Genomic DNA, 20,356 nt, shown 5'->3' on the forward strand with positions numbered 1-20,356 from the left:
GCACCGACCCTTACCTCAAGCCTACTTAACTCTCAGCGACAGAGCAGCGGTCTGATGCGTCAACCGCAGGTGTCATGACCTATCGAACGGAGCTCCCATTTCTGGGGCTGAGTCTGGTGAACTCAGACTTCCGAAGAAGTTACTGAACCAAGTCTTCAGTGATTTCCGAAGAAGCCACTGCGTCTTCAGCTCAGTGGTAGTTCACAAGTCTACCAACCAGGATTATTTATGTATCCCTGATCGGATTCAGTATACCCTATCAGGCTTAGGAAAACTTCTCGCATCTTGCTCACTTGCCAGGAGGAGTTCAGTCCGCCGCCCTCTCTCGTGCGAAGACGAAAAGACAGCGCCATCGGACAAACCCATCTATCAATGCACATTGCCCCACCACGGTTGGGTGCAATCTCCTGTTTATGGAGAACATGCCCATCCTGGCCTGCTCGTGCACTTTCTCTATAAGGGTAATCGGTTTCTTTATGCGCATTCAAGCATACCCTCAGCAACAAGCGAGCGTTGAAGCTTAGATATTTACAGTGTTCAGGGGCAATGTTATACTTATATGCAGCGAAACCGATTACCCTTATAGCCATATATTAAAGAGGCTCGAAAGAGGCTTGCCATGCCAAAGGTGACAATTTATGACGTGGCTAAACGAGCTGGCGTCTCTGCCGCCACCGTCTCGAAAGTCTTAAATGGAACTGGCCGCATCTCTCCAGAGACCAGCCAGCGGATTCGTGCCGCCATCGAGGAGCTTCGGTATCGCCCCAACCTGATCGCCAGCGCGCTGAAAAAACACCAGACCTTTAGCGTGGGCCTGCTTGTTCCTGACATTACCAACCCCTTTTATGCCGCCCTGGCGCGTGCTGTCGAGGACCAGGCCCTGGCCCACAACTATGCCGTCCTCATATGCAGCACCGATAACATCGCCGAGCGCGAGGAAAAACAACTGGAGCTCTTCCTCCGCCAGCGCCTGGACGGCCTGATCGTTGCTACATCTGAGGCCATGGGGCAGGAATTTTTCAACACCCTACATCAATCACAGGTGCGCGTCGTCTTTATCGACCGCGTCATTCCCAATGTGCCCTATCCCGTCATCGCAACCGACCACTACCTGGGCAGCTACCTGGCGACCGAGCACCTGATCGAGCTGGGACACCGCGAGATTGCCATCTTCCTGGAGCCACTGACTCTGCGCTCGTCGCTTGAGCGCCTGCGTGGCTTCGCCAAAGCCCTGGAGGCCCACCAGATCAAATTCGATGATCACCTCGTCTTTAGCGAGGGTTTTGGCGTCGAGGCAGGCTACGAGCTAGCGCAACGCATGCTAGCTCAGAAGGGCCCACAAGAGCTTCCCACGGCTATCTTCGCGGCCACCGACCAGCTAGCCATAGGAGCGCTCCAATATTTCCACGAAAAGGGCATCAATGTGCCGGACCAGATCTCGCTTATCGGCTACGATGACATTCAAATGGCAAAGATGGTCTCGCCACCCCTGACGACCGTCGCCCAACCCATAACCGAGCTTGGACATCAAGCCTTCGAGGTACTCCTGGGCACTCAGGCCCTCTCCGCAACAACCACTCTGCTACCACCCAGGGTTATCATTCGTAGCTCTACAGCTGCTCCCCTCCCGCAAAGCTAGCAGGCGAAAGCAATACTGCATGTAATTCAGGTAGCGCCTATGGGCGGGGAGATCCCATAGGGTTGGGCATGGGAACACCACTCTGGTCCACAATGCGCGTGCTGAGCGGGCGTACCAGCTCTATGAGACGCTTGTATTTCTCTTCACCCAGATGTTGCCAGGGCGGGAGCGCCAGCCAATCTGTGCGATCTTCGATGGCTCGATGCAAAGCTGTACCGCTTGCAGTAGCACGGCCCTCTTCGTCGATCAGGCCTCTCCGGCGCATACGATGCTCGGCAGCCTGCCAGTCTTCGTCGCTCCAGCCACGATGAGGCTGTATGGCCTCCCTGGCAATATTTCCCACACTTCCCTGAAGCACGTGCGCCTCACAGCCATCAATCCCTTCGCCCAGCAAGGCGACGATGTGGCCATCACCTCGATACTCACGCAACAAGGTGGCAGCATGCCAGAGCACGAGATGTGGCTCTTCAGGCCATTTCATGTCGCTATAGGCCGCGAAGAGGGTGCGACCAATCACTGAGCAGCCCACGACTGCCTCTCGCGCCAGTTCCGCCGCCTCTGCCAGTTCGGGCGAAGCAATGCTCTCTCCCAGCAAGCGACGCAAGGCCTTGTCGGCAGCCCGCACGCGGGCGCTCCAGACGCGCTCGGGGGTTGAGAACTTCCAGGCATCGGGAATGGCGCGCGCAACCATGCGTGGGTGAAAATTATAGAAGGTGGCGGTCACAATAGAGGCGGAGACTGCACCCAGGGGAGCGGCACGCGAGGCAAAATACCCCATCCAGAAGCCTTTAAGACCCGCCTCCTTGTAGGCCTCGCGAGCCTCGGGCGCGAAATAGATCATCGCATTATACGGCTCCAGCACAGCCCAGGCTGTACGCGCAACAGATAAATCAGGCTGATCGTTCGCAATAAACACATGGCCTCCTTTGGCTCTACACACTCAACAATGAAACAACTGCTTGTCGTCGTTAAATGATGCGCCGTACAATGACAGATCAGGTGCATATTTCAGCATCAAACATCATTATCGCACACACCCAGACAAGGAATGTTCAGGCGTAATTCCCATTTCAGGCATACACTATGGCTATAGGACGTATAGGAGAAGACATGATGTTACAAGCCTTCTGGATCGAGGCAGGGGAAGACACCTTCCGCGCAACAATACATACACAAGGACCCTGGCATCCAGACTTTCAGCATGGAGGGCCGCCAGCGGCCCTGCTGGTGCGCCAGATAGAGCGCTGCTCGCCACGACCATATATGATGCTAGCACGCGTCTCCATCGACATCCTTGGGCCTATGCCCATCGCCACCTTTCGCGCCACCGCACTCGTGGTGCGCTCTGGACGCAGCGTGGAGCTACTGAACGCCACACTAGAACATGAGGGACGAACCGTCATGCGTGCCAACGCCTGGCGCGTAAAGCTACCCAACGCGCAGCCGCCCGCGCAAGCTCCCGAGCAGGCTCCCCCCATACCAGCAGAGACCACCGATCCCACCCAGACTCCTGCCTGGAACTGTGGCTTCCTCACCGCGACCGAGTGGCGCTTCGTCCGCGGCAACTATGCCCAAATTGGCTCGGCCATGGCCTGGATTCGCCTGCGCTACCCTCTACTGGCGGGAGAAGAGCTATCCCCCACCCAGCGCCTGATCGCGACCGCCGATTCGGCCAACGGCATTAGTAGCGCGCTCGATATCAGCACCTGGCAATTTATCCCACCTGAGCTAACTCTGCATATTCTGCGCCCACCAACCGGCGAGTGGCTCTGTATGGATGCAGCGACCCTCATCCAGAGCGAGGGAACCGGCCTGACAACCTCCAAACTCTATGATACCCATGGCCTGGCCGCTCGCTCCGCCCAATCTCTCTTTATCTCCCGGCGCGCCCAGTAAAGCCCATGGTGACCCATATCTCCTTACCCTGCGAAGCGCCACAGACGCTGACAAGTCTTTATACATCAATATATAAAACAGGAGAAAACACATACATGCTAAAAACCGAACAACGCACGCTGGGTGCCACTGACATCGTCGTTCCTGCCTTGGGGATCGGCACCTGGAGCTGGGGCGACGCCAATTTCTGGGGCTATGGACAGGACTTTGCCCGCGAGGATATCACACAAGCCTATAAAGCCTGCCTGGACGCTGGATTGAACTTCTTTGATACTGCGGAAATTTATGGAAGTGGCATGTCCGAGCGCATCCTTGGCGCGTGCATGCGTGAGGATAGAGAACCTATTATTATCGCTACCAAGTTCGCGCCTCTCCCCAAACGCCTCTCGGCCCGCACACTGCTCAAGGCGCTGGACGACTCTCTGGAGCGCCTCGAGGTTGATCATGTGGACCTCTATCAGATCCACTGGCCCTACACCCTGCTCAGCATTCACTCCCTGATGGACGCGCTAGCCAAAGCGGTACGCCAGGGCAAGGTACGCGCGGTCGGCGTCAGCAACTATAGCGCCACACAGATGCACAAGGCCCATGCCCGCCTGGCACGCTACGATATTCCCCTGGCCTCTAACCAGGTCCATTACAGTCTGCTACATCGCCAGCCGGAGAGCAACGGCGTCCTGGACGCCTGCCGCGAACTCAACGTCGCATTCATCGCCTACAGCCCACTTGAGCAGGGACTCCTCACAGGCAAATACCGCCCCAATGGCAGCAACACCCCGAAGATTAGCGGACCCCGCCGCTTTACCCCTGCCTTCAGTCGTGGCAGACGGAACAAGATGGAACCGCTCATCGCCACATTGGCGGAGGTCGCCCAGAACCATGACAAAACCATAGGACAGGTAGCCCTCAACTGGCTCATCGCCCGTGACGAGCACGTCATTCCCATCCCTGGTGCCAAAAACGCCAACCAGGCCCGGCAAAACGCGGAAGCCCTCGGCTGGCAACTCTCACCCGAAGAATTCGCCCGCATCGACCAGGCCGCGCAATCCTACAAATAGAAACCCACAACAGGCGTACGCGGCTACTTCCCTAAGTAGCCGCGTACGCCTGCTACGGGCTTTTAATATCTTCTTTGCTGGTTCTATCGTATCACACCTGTCAATTACTACACATCGTCTATTTGGACGATGTTTTTCTTTCTTTTTGAGGGTATTCTTTCAATGTACTGTTTTTGTTTGCCACACATAGACGCTCTACACTCCAAACCTCAGTAGAAGGAGAAGGCATGCACACGCCCTTCACGCGTTACATCATCCTGCTATCTACATACCTTAAACCCCAATGGCGGCGTAGCCTCTTGCTTGGGCTGCTGATTCTCTTGACGATTGGACTCCAGCTCCTCAGTCCGCAAATCCTAAAAACGTTTATCGATGCCGCGCTGGCTCATGGCGTCTCAAGCTCGCTCCTGCTGATTGCCCTGGCATTTCTTGCTGTGTTACTGCTCAAGCAAGGCCTGTCCATCGCCAGCACCTACCTGGGCGAGTATGTGGCCTGGACCGCGACCAATCAGCTCCGCAGCGACCTCATCGCGCACTGCCTGACGCTTGACCACGCCTTTCATAGCTCGCATACCTCCGGCGAGATGATCGAGCGCGTGGACGGCGATGTCAACGCGCTCGCCAACTTCTTCTCCCAATTGTTCTTTCAGCTTTTCAGTAATGTGCTCCTGCTCTTCGGCATTCTCATTATGTTCTTTCGCATCGATTGGCGCGCCGGACTGGGCGTCACGCTCTATGCAGCCTTCTTTCTGGGCATGCTCATCATACTTAATAAACGCCTGATACCTTACTGGAAGGCCCAGCGCCAGGCCAGCGCGGACTTCTATGGCTTTCTAGGTGAGCGCCTGGCTGGGGTCGAGGATATCAGGACTAATGGCGCGGTCACGGCCATGATGCGGCGCTTTCTCCTGCTCCTACGCACCTGGTTTCCTCTTACCTATCGGGCACGCATGATGGACGCGCGTTTCTCCATTGTCAATTTCACTACTATTGCCGCTGGCTTCTTCCTGATCTTCCTGCTTGGTGCCTACCTCCATGGCCTGTATCCAACCGAGGTCACCGTTGGCACCATCATTGCCATGTATAATTATGGCTTGATGCTTCTGGAGCCAGTCTGGGCAATTCAGGACCATATTCAAGACCTGCAACAGGTCGAGGCTTGCATTCAACGCGTGAACGAATTACTGCTTATGACATCAGCTCTACAGGATGGGCAAAGGACATTGTCTGATGGAGCGCTGAAGCTTGCGTTTCGTGACGTTACCTTTGGCTACACTGAGACACAGCCGGTCGTACAAGATATAGCGCTTACAGTCGAACCCGGGAAGGTCCTGGGCATTGTGGGCAGGACTGGCAGCGGTAAGACTACCCTGGCACGCCTCGTCTTTCGCTTCTATGATCCGCAACATGGCGAGGTATGCATCAACGATATACCGCTTCAAGAACTCAGCATCCGCGACCTTCGCCAGCATATCGGACTCATTACGCAGGAGGTACAGCTCTTTCACGCCAGCGTGCGCGATAATCTGACCTTCTTCAATCCCACGATTCCCGATACAGCCATCCTCTCCGCGCTACACGAGAGCGGCCTGGGCGTGTGGTACCAGTCTCTCCCCCAGGGGCTTGAAAGCAGGCTGGGTCCGGGTGGTGAGGGCCTCTCGGCGGGGCAGGCGCAGTTGCTGGCCTTCGCGCGTATCTTCCTCATCAATCCAGGAATCGTGGTGCTGGACGAGGCATCATCGCGCCTCGATCCCATCACAGAACGCCTGCTGGAACAGACCATGGAGAAGTTGCTGGCTGGTCGCACAGCCATTATTATCGCCCATCGCCTCACTACTGTTCAGCGCGCTCACGATATCCTGCTCCTGGAGGACGGGAAAATAGGCGAATATGGGGCACGCGAGGCACTGGCCAGCAATCCTACTTCACGTTTTGCTCAGCTTCTCAAACACGGCCTCACGGAGGTCCTGGCATGACAACACTCAAGTCGCTCTGGCGACTGGTACGCTATAAGCCCCTCTACTTTTCCTGCAATAGCCTGGTCAGAATCACGATGTATATGGAGCGCATCGTCTTTGGCCTGATCTGCCAGGCCTTCTTGAACGCACTCTCGACCAAGCATCAGTTAACGCCTGGCTTCTTCATGCTCTTTCTCCCCTGGCTGCTCGTCATCGCGCTCCGCGTAGGGGTGTATTACGCGGGTATGCATGGCATTATCCACTTTGACTTTCGTGCCCGAGCGCTCATACAGTACAATCTCTTTCAATACCTGCTCAACAGGGTCCATGGCGCGGGCAAGGCATACTCACAAGGGGAGAACATAAGCTATATTCGCGACGACCCACAATATATCGTGACGATGCTGACAGGGATTGGCAACTTTATCGCGCTCCTCCTCTACTCTCTCACGGCGCTCGTAATTCTGCTGCGCACCAATGTCTTGATTACGCTCCTGGTTTTCCTTCCACTTGTGGTCGTCCTGGCTCTAACGCGCCAGGCCCGCAAATCGCTTCAGCGCTATCGCCAGCTTAGCCGCGAAGCCACCACTGAGGTTACCGGGGTCATCGGCGAGATCTTCTCATCTGTGCAGGCCATCCAGGTTGCAGGGGCCGAGCCACATGTCATAGGGCACTTCCAGGTCTTGAGCGCCAAACGCCGCCAGGCCATGCTGCTCGACCAGCTCTTCTCAACGATGCTGCAAACCGTTACCAGTAATGTCAGCGATATCGGCACGGGGCTGACTCTGGTGCTGATCGCGCTCCTGGTCAATAACGGTACGCTTGGTCCAGGAGATATCTTCATCTTCACCTACTACCTGGCCCTGGTAACCAGCTTCTTTAACGAGGCCAGTAGCTTGCTCGCAAGCTATGCTCAGGCAAAGGTCTCATTCACGCGCCTGGAATCTCTTCTGCCAGAGGCGGAGCGAGATACGCTGGTAACGCATCAACCACTCTCTCTACAAGGAGATTTGCCGGAGATACCTCCCATCAAAAAGCAGGCCATGCCGCTTGAGTGCCTCGAAGTCCACAATCTAAGCTATTGCTATCCAGGTGGAGAACGTGGCATCGAAAGGATTAATCTGTCATTGCGACGCGGCACACTGACGGTGATTACTGGACGTATAGGTGCGGGCAAAACCACGCTTTTACGCACTCTCCTCGGCCTCCTGCCCAGAGCTGAGGGAGAGCTATACTGGAATGGTGAATTAATCGCGGAACCCGCACATTTCTTCATACCACCCCAGAGTGCCTACACGCCCCAGGTACCCCAGCTTTTTAGCGATCCTTTGCGAGAGAATATTCTCCTGGGCTGGCCTGAGCAACCAGGTAAGCAATCATTGAATAAGGCCATCGCTACAGCCGTTCTGGAGCCAGATATTGCAGCGCTGGAGCAAGGGCTGGAGACCCTGGTAGGGACGCGTGGCATCAAGCTTTCCGGTGGGCAAATCCAACGCACAGCGGCGGCGCGCATGCTTGTACGCGAAGCCGAGCTCCTGGTTTTTGACGACCTCTCCAGCGCGCTCGACGTCGCAACCGAACAGCTTCTCTGGGAGCGCCTCTTCTCTGGTGGAGAACGCACCTGCCTGGTGGTTTCGCACCGCCCAGCGCTTTTAGAGCTAGCCGACCAGGTCATCGTCCTGAAAGATGGCCGCGTCGAAGCCACAGGGCCCCTGGGCTCGCTACTAGAGATCTGCGAAGAGCTGCAAGGTATCTTCAATCGAATTTAGAGCATGGGCAGGTAGTGGGCTGCGCTGCTAAAGCACGCGTCTAAATATAAAGGGACGGAGCTACGCCATGATATTTAGGCGCGTGCTTTAGCAGCGCGGTCGGAGCGCACATTGCCGCTTTAGCAGCGTCATCATCCTTACTCAGCGAGGCAGACGCGGTTGCGCCCGGCGCTTTTGGCCTGGTACATGGCAAAATCAATGTACTCACAAGACTTACTCACTACAGACAAATGAGTAAAAAAGCCTTTACATGTGATATAGTACAGCTAACAAGCGGCATTCCCAATCATCGATATACCTGGATAGTTTACTGTCTTTTTATTGATGTTTGTCTATATTATTTTCAGGAGACCGCCCATGAGTGATGTACTCGTCCAGCCCCCAACAGAGGGGGAAGGGGCCTCGGCGCTGCGGCAGAATACACTGGGTCTACGTCACGCGATTGTTATTTCGGTGGCTGTTATGTCGCCAGCCGCCTCGGTTTTCTTCAACACTATTCCTCAAGCCGGCCTGGTCGGCGCGGCCATCCCCTTATGCTACCTGGTGGGATTTGTGATCGCTTTGCTGGTCGCGAATCAGTACAGCGAGTTCTCACGCGAGATCCCTTCCAGCGGCTCGGCCTACACCTTTGTTCTGGAGGGGCTAGGCCCAATTCCAGGATTTCTTACCGCCTGGGTTGGCCTGGCGGCAGTCGTCACCGGCGTACCCTATTCCTTTGTGCTGCTTGGTGCCAACCTGCAAACGCTGGTCCTGCGCTGGTTCGGCCTTAATCTCCACTGGAGCTTCTGGTTTGTGCTGGCCATAGGCCTGGCCTTCGCCATCTGCTACCTGGGTGTGCGCCAGTCCTTGAATGTGGACCTGGCCTTCCTCGTCTTCGAAATTGGCGTGTGCCTGATTCTAGCGGCCATCGTCCTCTTCCACGTGGGACAGCAGGGAGGACTGAGCCTGGTTCCATTCACCCTCCAAACCGTGCCCGCCAATGGTGATATTACCGCTGGTCTGATTCTCGCGACTCTCAGCTATATTGGCTTTGAGACCGCCGCCGCCCTGGGCGAGGAGACGCGTGATCCTCATCGCAATATTCCACACGCCGTCTTCGGTTCCATGCTCGTCGTCGGCCTCTTCTATGTGCTCATGGCCTATGTCGGCACAATCGGTTACGGTATTCCGCACATGGTCAATGGTTTCGCCAACGATCCCGCGCCCTTCGATACCATTGGTCGCCTCTATGGTGGTCCCATACTAATCGTACTCATCGATATCGTGGGCGTGCTCTCCTTCTTTAGCGCGGCCCTGGCAATCATCAATGGTGGCGCACGCATCCTCTATGCAGTGGGCCGCGACGGCCTCTTGCCTCGCTGGAGCACCTGGCTGCATCCCAGGCGCCAGAATCCCATCGGCACGGTCATCATGCTATGCACCCTCGGCCTGGTCATCGGTCTACCGCTGGGCTTCCTCTTCACGCCCATCCAGGCCTTTGGCTTCCTGGGTACACTCGACGCCGCCCTGGTCCTGATCATCTACGGCCTGGTCTCGGTCGCCAGCATCCTCTTCTTCTGGCGCAAACGCCGCGCGCGCTTCAACGTCTTCCTCCACGCCCTGCTCCCAGGACTGGCAACCCTGATTATCGCGGGCATCCTGGCGGCAGTCTTTATCTCGCCCTCTCCCTGGCCCCTCAACCTCATTCCCTTTGTGCTCGGAGCCTGGCTCATCCTGGGATTCGTCCTGCTCTTCGTCCTGCGCAAAAAGCTGACCACACAGATAGTGTAGGGAGGAAACAAACTTCTCGCCACTACGTGGCTCGTAGGGTAAAAAGGGTTGGCGACGGGCTGGCTCCGCCAACCCCTTCACGTTTAGGAAAGCAATTTATCGGCGATGGTTTTGCAGACGCGGCGCGCGATGCCCTGGCCATCCTCAAGAGCGTTCTGCCTCTGGGTGTAGACGGCAATGATATAGGTCTCCTTGCCACGCGTAATGATGCCTGAGGAGTTCATAACCCACAATGAGTCGGGACCAACCACCCAGCCATCTTTGAGCGCGACTAAAGCTCCCTGGGGCACAGTGTCGCCGACTCCCACCTGCTGATCAGTCTCTACATTCCGCATGAGGTTGAGGGCAATGGCGCGATCATAGGGCGTCAGGATCTTCCCCTGCTGCAAGAGGGCCAGCAGGGTGACCATCGTCTGTGGCGTCACATTGCTATAGCCCCACGCGTCATTGTTGGGTTCAAGGCCCGTGACGCCTATCTTCTGGAGATAGCTCGTAATAGCTGATGCTCCCCCAAGCTCATCAAAGAAGAGCGCGGAGGCGGAGTCATTGTCAGAGTTCTCAATCATTGTGGTCAATAATTGCATCTGATCATCGTCTGGCTCCTGACCCTGACTCTCCAGTTTATCGAAAAAGGCCAGCATGATAGGCACCTTCATCGAGCTCGCCATGGCGAATGATACATTCCCATTATAGGTATATGTACGCTGGCGCGTGATATCATAGATCGCGACCCCTACACTATCGCCATTTTGCCTCAGGTATTTCGCCAGGTCAGACGAGAGCACATCCAGCGACGCGTGCGACAACATAGTGCTAGGAGAGTTGTAACTCACCGCGGAGGCTGTAATCCAACCATTTCCGCTATTCTTTGGCGCGGACCACTGCACGTGATACCAGAGCATACCCGACTGCCACTCAGCCTCGCCCAACAGCGTCAGGGGAAAATTCTGTCCCACATGCGCCATTTCCTGACCCTTCACAGGCAGGCTAAGCAGAGATGAGTCGCCTTGCGCCCAGACAGTCTGCTGAGTCTTCACAGCAATATCGGGTCCACCCAGGGTGTTCAAATAATCCAGTCCCGAGGTCAAACGCTGCGCAATTGGGTGGCCAGAGGCATCAAGTGTATCTTGATCAAGCAGCAGGGCATCACGCTCAAACACCTGGACCTGCATATGGTGGATCTGTCCATCTTTTTTCACGGTAAAGGGCACTACCTCGGTCTCTGGCAGACCAAAATCCTTCTGCCAGCCATCGGGCGAGATATCCGCGCGATTCATATACGTCCATAGGGTCTGCGGAATAAAATGACCAACATCCTGGCCCAGGAAGATGCCCATCTTCACAAAGACATTCTTACTCAAGGGAGGAGACGAAGCAGCATGCTTCGCGAGTAGCGAGGAGCTAATCATCCTTCGTACATTGACATAGGTTAACGAGCTTCCCTTGCCGCCAATGGGCACCTGGCTGCCCGCGTTCAACAGCGAGGGCAGCAGCGAGAGGCGCTCAACTCCTGTCGAGCGGTCACTCACACCCGTGCTAATCAAATTTGACACCACATCTTTTGTATCCGCCAGGTCGCCCTGCTGCTTGTCTGGCAGAAAGAGAGCGCCCAGGCTATAAAATTGCAGCCAGCCCCGATTCGTCGGGAAGGCAGCCGTTACTGGCACGCCCAGATTCGCTCTGCCATTATGCTTCTGATAATACCCCTCAAAGAGGGGAGAGACTTTGAGGGCTTGAGACGAAGTGAGAGAAAACGCGAAATCCGGCTCTGTAACCTTGCCATCGCTCTCCCAACGCTCTCTCCGACTGACCGCCACTACGCTCCCCTGTTGCGCAGAGAGCGAACTAGAGGTCAGACCTATGCATAATAAGGTACTAAATACCAGGAGTATCATGATAATTAAAGTACTTTTGGGAGAAAGAGGTTTTATGCGTGTTCTTTTCGCCTTCTTGCTTCGCTCTTGCATGTTGCTTCTTCTCTTCTTCGTCTCTAATGCCCTCTTTGAATACTAGCAGAGAAATATCTTGAAAATAAAAAAAAGCTCTCAAGAATTTGTCAAGTCTTACACTGCATAACGGCATTCTGCGACTTAAATCGCGAGAGGTCGCCGCTAATTTCCGTAAGTGATAACCAGGGGCGCCGGCCTCATTGCAAGCACATCCGCGGGAGTCATCAGCCCGGTTGCGGCCTCGATGTGATAAAAGAGTTTGAAGCCACCGTAACGAAAGTTATGATACTGCTTCATATCCTGCCCCACCCACTCGGCATACTGCTTCTTCTTATCCTCATGATCTCCCTGGTAGCCACCAACACTATCCACATGCAGGATGACATCCACACGCTTATCAGCGAGCAATTTATGCTTATCCGCCAGTTCCGCCTGGGTCGCATCAAAGGGGTTGGTCAGGCTATCTCCATCTCCACGATACTGGTGAAAAATAAGCATCTTACGCGGGACATGGTATTTCATAGGTATGGTCGCGAGAGCCTCGATGATTGGATTAAGGTCACTGGCACGCACATTGCTCAAGTTCACACCCGGCACACCATCATGACGCGGAAACATCCATTCTGGATCGACCGCCAGGTGCACAAAGGAGTAGCGCTGCAAATACGGTAGAAAGCTCGTTAGTTCCTTCATGACAGGTGCCCGGCCGAAATTGAGGTCGAGGAAGAGCAGGAGTTGGTGCCGCTGGCAGAAATCTACATAGCTCTGTATCGTCCGGGCATCCACGTGATGACTGTAGTAACCATCGGGACCAGGAAAAGAATCTGGCACGCTCACCACCAGGTCTACGCCAGATTGAACGGGATGCGCCGAGTCTAGCCGTTCATAGGCGGCTCCCTGCTCGCGTAGCTTCTCATACATGGACTCACTTGGCTCAAAGGCGGGGCCAGTCACCTCAGACCCGGGAACAGCATAGTAGGCCACGACACGATGCCTGGGCAATACAGCTCCCAAAGCCGGATCAAAAGGTGGATATGCCTTCTTCGTCTCCTGGGGAACAGAAGGGAGACGCAGATGAGATAGAGCAGTAGCCCATATGGGGTAAAATATCACCATCCCAACCACCACCAGCAGACTACATACCAGAACAACGGCACTCCCTGGCCCACTAATAAAGCGTGACCACCGCTGTCGTATCTTCATTTGGGGTTTTAAAAGAGGCATCTTCGCCTCAGATCCTTGACCTTTAGAGTATTCAGATGTTTTACGCACAGCATAATCCCTTCCACAATCTCTCTAGAAAAGAGTATGCCAGAGCCACCTAGAGGAACATATCTATACACTTATAAATAAAGGTGGTGTAGTACACGGGCGCTCTCTCCTATACTGCACCGCCTTTTTTATGGGCGTCGCAGACACGAACATGCTATACTAGTGACGCAGTAGACACAAATTCTATAGAAGAAGGACACTTTTATATGGCACTTTCGCGGCATGAGCGCCTGGCACTCGCCCACCTGGCCCTGGATGGTCTCTCACTTGGAGACGCCTTTGGCGACACATTCTTTGGCCGCCCCGCCAATCCAGACGCTATCCAGGCTCGTATTGATGCACGAGGGCTAGCAAACGCTCCCTGGCCGTATACCGATGATACCCAGATGGCGCTCTCGCTTGTCGCGGTCTTGCGTGATAAAGGATATATTGACCAGGACGAACTCGCCGCGAGCTTCGCGGCCCACTACGAGCCAGGGCGCAAATATGGCGCGAGTATGCACGGCTTGCTGCGCGGCATTCAGCAGGGACGCCCATGGCGGGAGGGTGCCACAAGTCAGTTCGAGGGTCAGGGATCATACGGCAATGGGGCCGCCATGCGCGTGGCTCCCCTCGGTGCCTTCTTAGCAGATCAACTAGATACGGTCGTAGAGCAGGCTACACTCTCGGCGGAGGTGACTCACGCTCACCCTGAAGCCATTGCGGGGGCCATCGCCATCGCAGTGGCAACCGCGCTCGCCTGGCAGCTTCGCCAGGGCAGCCTGCTTCCTTCGCGTACCGAGTTCATTGATCTCATTCTACCTTTTCTACCTGAGAGCCAGGTACGCAACAAGGCCCGGCGCGCACGCGATATCTCAGAAACAACCTCTGTTGAGGCCGTGGCCGCCATGCTGGGCAGCGGCTATGCTATCTCAGCCCCCGATACGGTCCCCTTTGTCCTCTGGTGTGCAGGTGAAGGACTGGGTAACTACACAGAGGCGCTCTGGTTGACGATACGTGGCATGGGCGACATGGATACCACCTGCGCCATGGTTGGTGGCATCGTCGCACTCTCCTGCCCCGAGCCAGCCCTCCCCACAACCTGGCTGACGGCCCGAGAGCCTCTCCCTACCTGGGTGAAATAAAAAAAAGTCCATGCCAGCATGGACCCTACACGCTCCTAATTCCCTTGTAGGATCAATGCTGGCATGGACTTAAAACTTATGAATGGCTGGACACTGGCTCCTGCGCTGAGGCCGCGAGCTTAGCCACTTCCGCCTCGGCCTGTTTGACTGGGCGCCAGACTTGCAGGTAGCGCGCCAGGAAGTATGAACCAATCACAAACACACCCGCCAGGACCTGGGCAATGATCCCTTCGATATTGGGGAAGAGCGCGAACCAGAGTCCCATCCAGGCTGGAATGGGCAGGTTAACAGGTGTGGTCCCAATCCAGTTGGCCAATTGCATCTCTTGAATACTCTCACCAACCATCACCACCAGGACGATACTCAGCAAGGCACCAGTCAGGATCAACATCTTCTTGTATGGAAGACGATGGTGCGCGATAAAGGTCAGGACACCCACTATGGCCGTCAGGAACAGGCCAATCGCCACGCCTTGCAATACGATATTTGAACCAACTTGCAGACGCAGGTTTTGCAGAAAGAGCACAACTTCAAAGCCCTCACGGTAGACGGAGGAGAACCCCAGCATAGCCATACCAAAGAGGATACGCGAGCTACTCACACCCTCCTCTTTCTCCTGCTGCATCAGGTCCTTGCGCTTACGATTATGCAAGGAGATCCAACCGGTCCAATAAATCTTGTGGAAAAACCAGTTCATGATGACCAGGAGTACTATAATCGCCAGCAAACCGGTCGCAGCCTGAATATCCAGCGCAGGCGCGTTAATGACGCTAAGAACGGCGATGGCCACAAACCAGGTTACAATCGTCGCCAGGAAGCCGCCAGCAGACCCCAAAGCCACTGGCCGCCGGTACACCTTCTTGGGTCCCACCATGCTCGCCGTGATCGCAGCCAGGACCAGGATCATCTCCAGCCCCTCGCGAAAGACCAGTAGCCCGGTATTGACAATCGCCGCCCCCTGGCCGATATGGGCCGTCGTTGGATCGGGATTTCCCGCGGCAGTAATTCCCTGCCAGACGAGCAGCGCAACAACAAGCAGGCCAGCAATAGCCAGCACAATACGTACACCTAGACGCAGGGGATTTGTCATCTTGAGGTTGGTCCTAGTAAACATGTCAACCCTTCCTGATGGTAACATAAATATGGTATTCTCCCGCGGGAGAGAAAAATAGAGTTAGCAATAATGGGATTTATATCCGACTCACTCACTAAGATATTAGGGCACCCTAAGACTTTTGTCAAGATCTGTAGCCCGCTTGCTTAGAACTTTGTGGTAATACTCTATTTCTCTTCTCTTCGTCTGGCAGACTCGCCTCTGAATAAGAGATGTGGGCATAGGTGGCAGGCAAGCGCCTGCCACCTATGCCCACATCTCTTACCTACTTCTCGTAGCAAAGTGAGGGTTGGTGCTTATGGGAGAGGTTATGGGAGAGGGGTCCAGTTGTGCCAGCTTCCATCATAGGCGGCCTGCTGCAAGATATTACTGGTTGAGCGTGCAAATAAATCAATGCGGTTCGCTCCCCAGGAGACGGCTGTAGGCGCGGAGCCGAGCGCGCCCGCGATAAAGCTCCAGTCATGCCAGGTCCCATCAAACCAGTTATGGCGTACCGAGCTATCGGCGGCGTTGATAAAGACATCCAGGCGCCCAGGCGCCCAGGAGGCCACAGTCGGGCCGGAAGTAAAGGTATCCTGGCTGATGGGCGTCCAATCGCGCCAGGTATTCTCAAAATGCCTCTGCCAGAGGTGATTATCCGTACCGCGTACAAAGAGATCAATCTGCCCCGTGTGCCAGGAAGAGATCGCGGGGGCGGCCGACGCGACTCCACCCATCGCTGTCCAGGCATTCCAGACGCCAGTAAAGCGCCGGTAGTAGACAGCACCAGCAACACTACTAATACAGACATCGATGACGCCCTGTAGAGGTGAGGCAACTGCTGGATCGGCGGTCAGGATACCATCCAGCGTCTCCCAGGCATGCCAGGTGCCGTCATACCACATATGTTGAAAAGAATTATCACCGCCACGCACGAAAATATCCAGCCGTCCCGGCCCCCACGAGGTCGCGACCGGGTCATAGGCCAGCGAGCCACCCAGCGACTCCCAGGCCGCCCAGTGGCCATTATCAAAGGCTCGATGCCACAGAGCATTATCGCTGCCACGCGCAAAGACATCCAATCGCCCGGTTCCCCATGAGGTTACCGCTGGCCTGGTTGGCACACCATTGATGACCGCGACCTGGGCTGTGGCAGTCGCGTTGGGCGTCGCTGTAGGTTGAGTTTTTGGCGTTGGCTTCTTCTTTGTATGCACAGCGGGAGTGGAGCTAGCCGTTTGTGACTGGGAGCGAAACACCGTCGATAGGCCAGCCAGCGCCAGGCCGCCCAGCGTTAATCCCGCCAGTCCTCCGACCACGGCGCGACGCGAGATCTGTCTCTGAGGAGGATTGGAGGAAGGAAGGGGCGTCGTCGAGGGTGGGGGCAAGGTCCCGCTATAAAAGGGACCCGCGACCGTGGCGGATGAATGATACTCCGGCGAGGACTGAGCCGCCTTGCTTGGCAGGCTCATATGTAAGGGTTTCAAGTTACTCGTGCGGGTGGGTAGCATCGCACAAGCCTCCTCGAAGGCGGAGGCAAAATCTTGAATGGAGGGGAAGCGCGTTTGTGGATCTTTGGCCAGGGCGCGTTCGATGACATGCTCAAGGGTGATGGGCAGAGCGGGCATCCTGGCTCGTAAGGAGGGGAGGGACGAACGGATGTGCTGGATAGCGACCTCGGTCGGTGAGCCAACAAAGGGAGGCACACCACACAACCATTCATAGACCACGACTGCCAAAGCGTACTGATCGCTGGCAGGAGAGTACTGACCATGAAACTGTTCGGGGGCCATGTAAAACGAGGTTCCGATGACGCCCCGCCCTGCCTGCGTATGCTGCCGATTCTGCTCGCCCACGGCGATACCAAAGTCGCTCAGCATGACGGTGTGATCATCCATGAGCAGCATATTCTCGGGCTTAACGTCGCGATGCACAATATCGCGGTCGTGGGCATATTGGAGAGCCTGCGACATCTGACGCACATACTGCGAAAGCGCTGAAATGGGCACAACGCTGCCCGCCGGGTGCAGTTCACGCAACGAGCCATAAGGGGCATACGACATGACCAGGAAGGGCGTCTCCAGCTCTATCCCAAACTCTAATACCCGCACGATATTGGGATGTGCCAGGTGGGCGATGAGCCGCGCCTCCGTAAGAAAGGTCTCCAGCACCTCTGGCGTCAACTGCAATTGCAATACCTTGATCGCGGCCTGCGTCTTCAGGTATATATGCTCCCCCAGATACACATTGGCGAAGCCTCCCTGACCGATGCGTTTCACCAGCCGATAGTTGCCGAGCTTTTGTTCAGTTTGCTCCATCATCGCGGGAAAATTCCTCCAATGCATCACTGCTCTAGATTTGCATATCTACAACATAGTAATATAACAAACATACGAGCACATAGCTTAGAAAAGGGGTGTAAAGTACTATTACTTTTCATGCTTCTAGCGTCCAGGCTCAACAACCTGAAGCAACAATCAACTCAAGCGAGACCCAGTTCTCACAGTTGACGTGTCTTTTCTATGGATGGGAGCCAAATCTACGACAAATAAAATAAAGGAAGAAAACATGCAACAATTTCCAGACCTGGATCTAACTTCACCAGCATTCAAAGCCAATCCATACCCTACCTTCGCGGACCTGCGTCACCAGGACCCCCTTCACCAGATTACGCTGCAAAGTGGGCGCTCCGCCTGGCTAGTAACACGCTACCAGGATGCGGATACCATCTTGCGAGACGAGCGCTTCGTGAAAAGCGTGGGCAATGCCTTCACTCCCGAAGAGATAGAGCAATTCCCGCGTGCGTTACCACAACAGGCCTCAAGCTTCCTTAGCCTCCACATGCTCAATATGGATCCGCCCAACCATACCCGTCTACGCTCGCTTATCAACCTCTCTTTCACCCCTCGCCTGGTGGAGCAGTGGCGCGAACGTATTCAGGAGATCACAGACGAGCTGCTAGACGCGGTTGAGTCCAAAGGCAAGATGGACCTGATCGACCAGTTCGCCTTTCCGCTTCCTATGATCGTCATCTCTGAAATGCTGGGCGTTCCCTCAGCCGACCGCGCAAAGTTCCGCGCCTGGTCCAACCTCATTGTAGAGGCCTCAGGCAATCCTGAGGCCTTTCGCCAGGCGGCGGGTGAGCTGATGGCCTTCTACCAGTATCTCTTTGAGCTACTCGAAAGCAAACGCCAGTCTCCCGCTAATGACCTGCTGAGTAAGCTTATTCAAGCAGAGGAGCAAGGCGATAAACTCTCGCAGGAAGAGCTGATGGCCATGGTCTTTCTGCTCATCGTTGCTGGACATGAAACCACCGTTAACCTGATCAGCAATGGCATTCTGGCCCTTCTAGAGCATCCCGACCAGATGCGCTTACTTCAGGAAAAACCTGAGTTGATTAGAACAGCGGTCGAGGAATTTCTGCGCTATCGTGGTCCCTTGCTGCTCGCAACCCAGCGCTGGGTTCGTGAAGATCTTGAATTTGGCGGCAAACCTATGAAACGTGGCGATCATATCCTTGTCGCGCTCTCTGCTAATAATCGCGATGAAGAAGAGTTTGCCAGTCCTGACAAGCTCGATATTACGCGCAAGGAGAACCGGCACCTTGCCTTTGGCAAGGGCATTCACTACTGCCTGGGTGCTCCCCTGGCACGCCTCGAAGGTCAGATTGCTATCGGCACACTGGTGCGCCGCCTCCCTCACCTGCGCCTGAGCGTCGCGCCCGAAGAACTTACCTGGCGTCCAGGCTCACTCATCATGGGCCTGAACACTCTCCCCGTCACCTTCTAGAGAATTATATTATTGCTTATGTGAAGAAGCACCCTGGCTACCTGTAGCAGTTAGGGTGCTTCTTCATATCCAGTCATAAAAGGGATTGCATCCTGTTCAACAAACCCTTCTCATCAAAAAGTCACTCAATGTGGAACTTTCTTTGCCTGCATGGACTTCACTGTTCACCCAGCACAGCGTTTGCAGGAAACGCGAAGCCATCTTATCTTAACTCATTATAGATAGATTGTCTTCGATGCAACGTTGTAATACAGTATATGAGCAAATCTGGAGGCATATCAAGGATGAGAATCTCCTCATATTTCTCCAATCTTTCTCCCATCCTCGCTTGTTATGCTACCGCAAGAACCCATCTTAATATTAATAATCCTATTGATCATACTCGTAGGTCGTTCATCATGGATGACTAATCCTTTGGAGAGTAAACAATCGTGCCAGAAACATCAACCCTCTCCCCTGGGGAGACTTCCGACACGTACACTTTTTCTTCGGTAACGCGCCCTGAACCTGAAGATGATATGCGAGTACATAGGGGTTGGGTACAGCTTCTCCGCTTTAGCGCGGTCGGTGGGCTTAATACCGTATTGGACCTGCTCGTCTTAAATGCCCTGCTCCTGCTGCGCCCAACTGGTAGCTCCTGGCTGATTGCCCTGTATACCGCCATCGCCTACTGTGTGGGGGCAACGAATAGCTTTCTGCTTAATAAAAACTGGACTTTTACCCATCGCCAGCCTACAACCTGGCGCGAGCTAAAGCGGTTTGGCCTGGCTACGCTCCTGGGCCTTAGCTGGAATAGCCTCTTCACCTGGCTCGCCAGCATGGTCGCGCATCCCTTTGTGACCAATACGCTCGCCTGGACAGACCTCTCGAAGGGCCTCGCCATCGCCAGCGGAACCCTTCTCTCCTTCCTGGCGATGCGCCTCTGGGTCTTTATTCACTAAACGATGGTCATTTATTGGAAAATTCTCATGATATTCCAATAAATGACCAATAAATGAGGCGTACATTGATACAGTAGGGCATTACTCTTACTGCTGCCGCG

14 protein-coding genes are annotated in these 20,356 nt (G+C 55.0%); 9 read left to right on the forward strand and 5 right to left on the reverse strand.

Features of this window, described 5'->3' with window-relative positions; translation table 11 throughout:
- Positions 1-592 precede the first annotated feature (592 nt).
- A complete protein-coding gene (locus KRAC_RS44415; RefSeq protein ID WP_274532213.1) occupies positions 593-1,639 on the forward strand; it encodes a LacI family DNA-binding transcriptional regulator in 1,047 nt (348 codons plus the stop codon).
- Between the two features lie 37 nt (positions 1,640-1,676).
- On the opposite strand, the gene KRAC_RS44420 is transcribed toward KRAC_RS44415, so the two are convergent.
- Complete coding sequence (locus KRAC_RS44420) at positions 1,677-2,555, reverse strand: SCO6745 family protein (RefSeq protein WP_007918594.1); 879 nt, start codon at positions 2,553-2,555, stop codon at positions 1,677-1,679.
- Between the two features lie 194 nt (positions 2,556-2,749).
- Here KRAC_RS44420 and KRAC_RS44425 point away from each other — a divergent pair, with 194 nt between their 5' ends.
- From KRAC_RS44425 to KRAC_RS44445, 5 genes are all read left to right on the forward strand, one after another.
- A complete protein-coding gene (locus tag KRAC_RS44425) occupies positions 2,750-3,535 on the forward strand; it encodes a thioesterase family protein (RefSeq protein WP_007918597.1) in 786 nt (261 codons plus the stop codon).
- A 95-nt stretch (positions 3,536-3,630) separates the two neighbouring features.
- Entirely contained in the window at positions 3,631-4,593 is a 963-nt protein-coding gene (locus tag KRAC_RS44430) for an aldo/keto reductase (protein ID WP_007918602.1), read from the forward strand.
- A gap of 227 nt (positions 4,594-4,820) precedes the next feature.
- The gene (locus tag KRAC_RS44435; protein ID WP_007918618.1) at positions 4,821-6,569 is read left to right on the forward strand and encodes an ABC transporter ATP-binding protein; all 1,749 of its coding nucleotides are present in this window, start codon (positions 4,821-4,823) and stop codon (positions 6,567-6,569) included.
- Positions 6,566-8,320: an ATP-binding cassette domain-containing protein gene (locus KRAC_RS44440; RefSeq protein WP_007918620.1), complete on the forward strand. Its 1,755-nt coding sequence runs from the start codon at positions 6,566-6,568 to the stop codon at positions 8,318-8,320. The genes KRAC_RS44435 and KRAC_RS44440 overlap by 4 nt, the downstream gene beginning before the upstream one ends.
- Positions 8,321-8,677: 357 nt before the next feature.
- The gene (locus KRAC_RS44445; protein WP_007918621.1) at positions 8,678-10,090 is read left to right on the forward strand and encodes an APC family permease; all 1,413 of its coding nucleotides are present in this window, start codon (positions 8,678-8,680) and stop codon (positions 10,088-10,090) included.
- An 83-nt stretch (positions 10,091-10,173) separates the two neighbouring features.
- Here KRAC_RS44445 and KRAC_RS44450 read toward each other — a convergent pair whose 3' ends face one another.
- Both KRAC_RS44450 and KRAC_RS44455 read right to left on the reverse strand, forming a co-directional pair.
- Positions 10,174-11,985, reverse strand: a complete 1,812-nt coding sequence (locus KRAC_RS44450) for a serine hydrolase (RefSeq protein ID WP_157507893.1) — start codon at positions 11,983-11,985, stop codon at positions 10,174-10,176.
- A 216-nt stretch (positions 11,986-12,201) separates the two neighbouring features.
- Positions 12,202-13,242, reverse strand: a complete 1,041-nt coding sequence (locus KRAC_RS44455; RefSeq protein WP_040447155.1) for a hypothetical protein — start codon at positions 13,240-13,242, stop codon at positions 12,202-12,204.
- A 275-nt stretch (positions 13,243-13,517) separates the two neighbouring features.
- On the opposite strand from KRAC_RS44455, the gene KRAC_RS44460 reads away from it, so the two are divergent.
- Positions 13,518-14,435: an ADP-ribosylglycohydrolase family protein gene (locus KRAC_RS44460; protein ID WP_007918624.1), complete on the forward strand. Its 918-nt coding sequence runs from the start codon at positions 13,518-13,520 to the stop codon at positions 14,433-14,435.
- Positions 14,436-14,511: 76 nt separating this feature from the next.
- On the opposite strand, the gene KRAC_RS44465 is transcribed toward KRAC_RS44460, so the two are convergent.
- A complete protein-coding gene (locus KRAC_RS44465) occupies positions 14,512-15,549 on the reverse strand; it encodes an FTR1 family iron permease (protein ID WP_007918625.1) in 1,038 nt (345 codons plus the stop codon).
- Positions 15,550-15,857: 308 nt separating this feature from the next.
- A complete protein-coding gene (locus tag KRAC_RS63785) occupies positions 15,858-17,846 on the reverse strand; it encodes a DUF8189 domain-containing protein (protein WP_007918626.1) in 1,989 nt (662 codons plus the stop codon).
- 247 nt (positions 17,847-18,093) lie between these two features.
- Here KRAC_RS63785 and KRAC_RS44475 point away from each other — a divergent pair, with 247 nt between their 5' ends.
- Both KRAC_RS44475 and KRAC_RS63790 read left to right on the forward strand, forming a co-directional pair.
- A complete protein-coding gene (locus tag KRAC_RS44475) occupies positions 18,094-19,314 on the forward strand; it encodes a cytochrome P450 family protein (RefSeq protein ID WP_007918627.1) in 1,221 nt (406 codons plus the stop codon).
- Positions 19,315-19,832: 518 nt separating this feature from the next.
- Positions 19,833-20,255 (forward strand): GtrA family protein, encoded by a 423-nt coding sequence (locus tag KRAC_RS63790; RefSeq protein WP_052569155.1) that lies wholly within the window; start codon positions 19,833-19,835, stop codon positions 20,253-20,255.
- The last annotated feature ends 101 nt before the right edge of the window (positions 20,256-20,356 follow it).

Origin of the sequence: Ktedonobacter racemifer DSM 44963, from assembly GCF_000178855.1 — a bacterium.
GTDB lineage: Bacteria > Chloroflexota > Ktedonobacteria > Ktedonobacterales > Ktedonobacteraceae > Ktedonobacter > Ktedonobacter racemifer.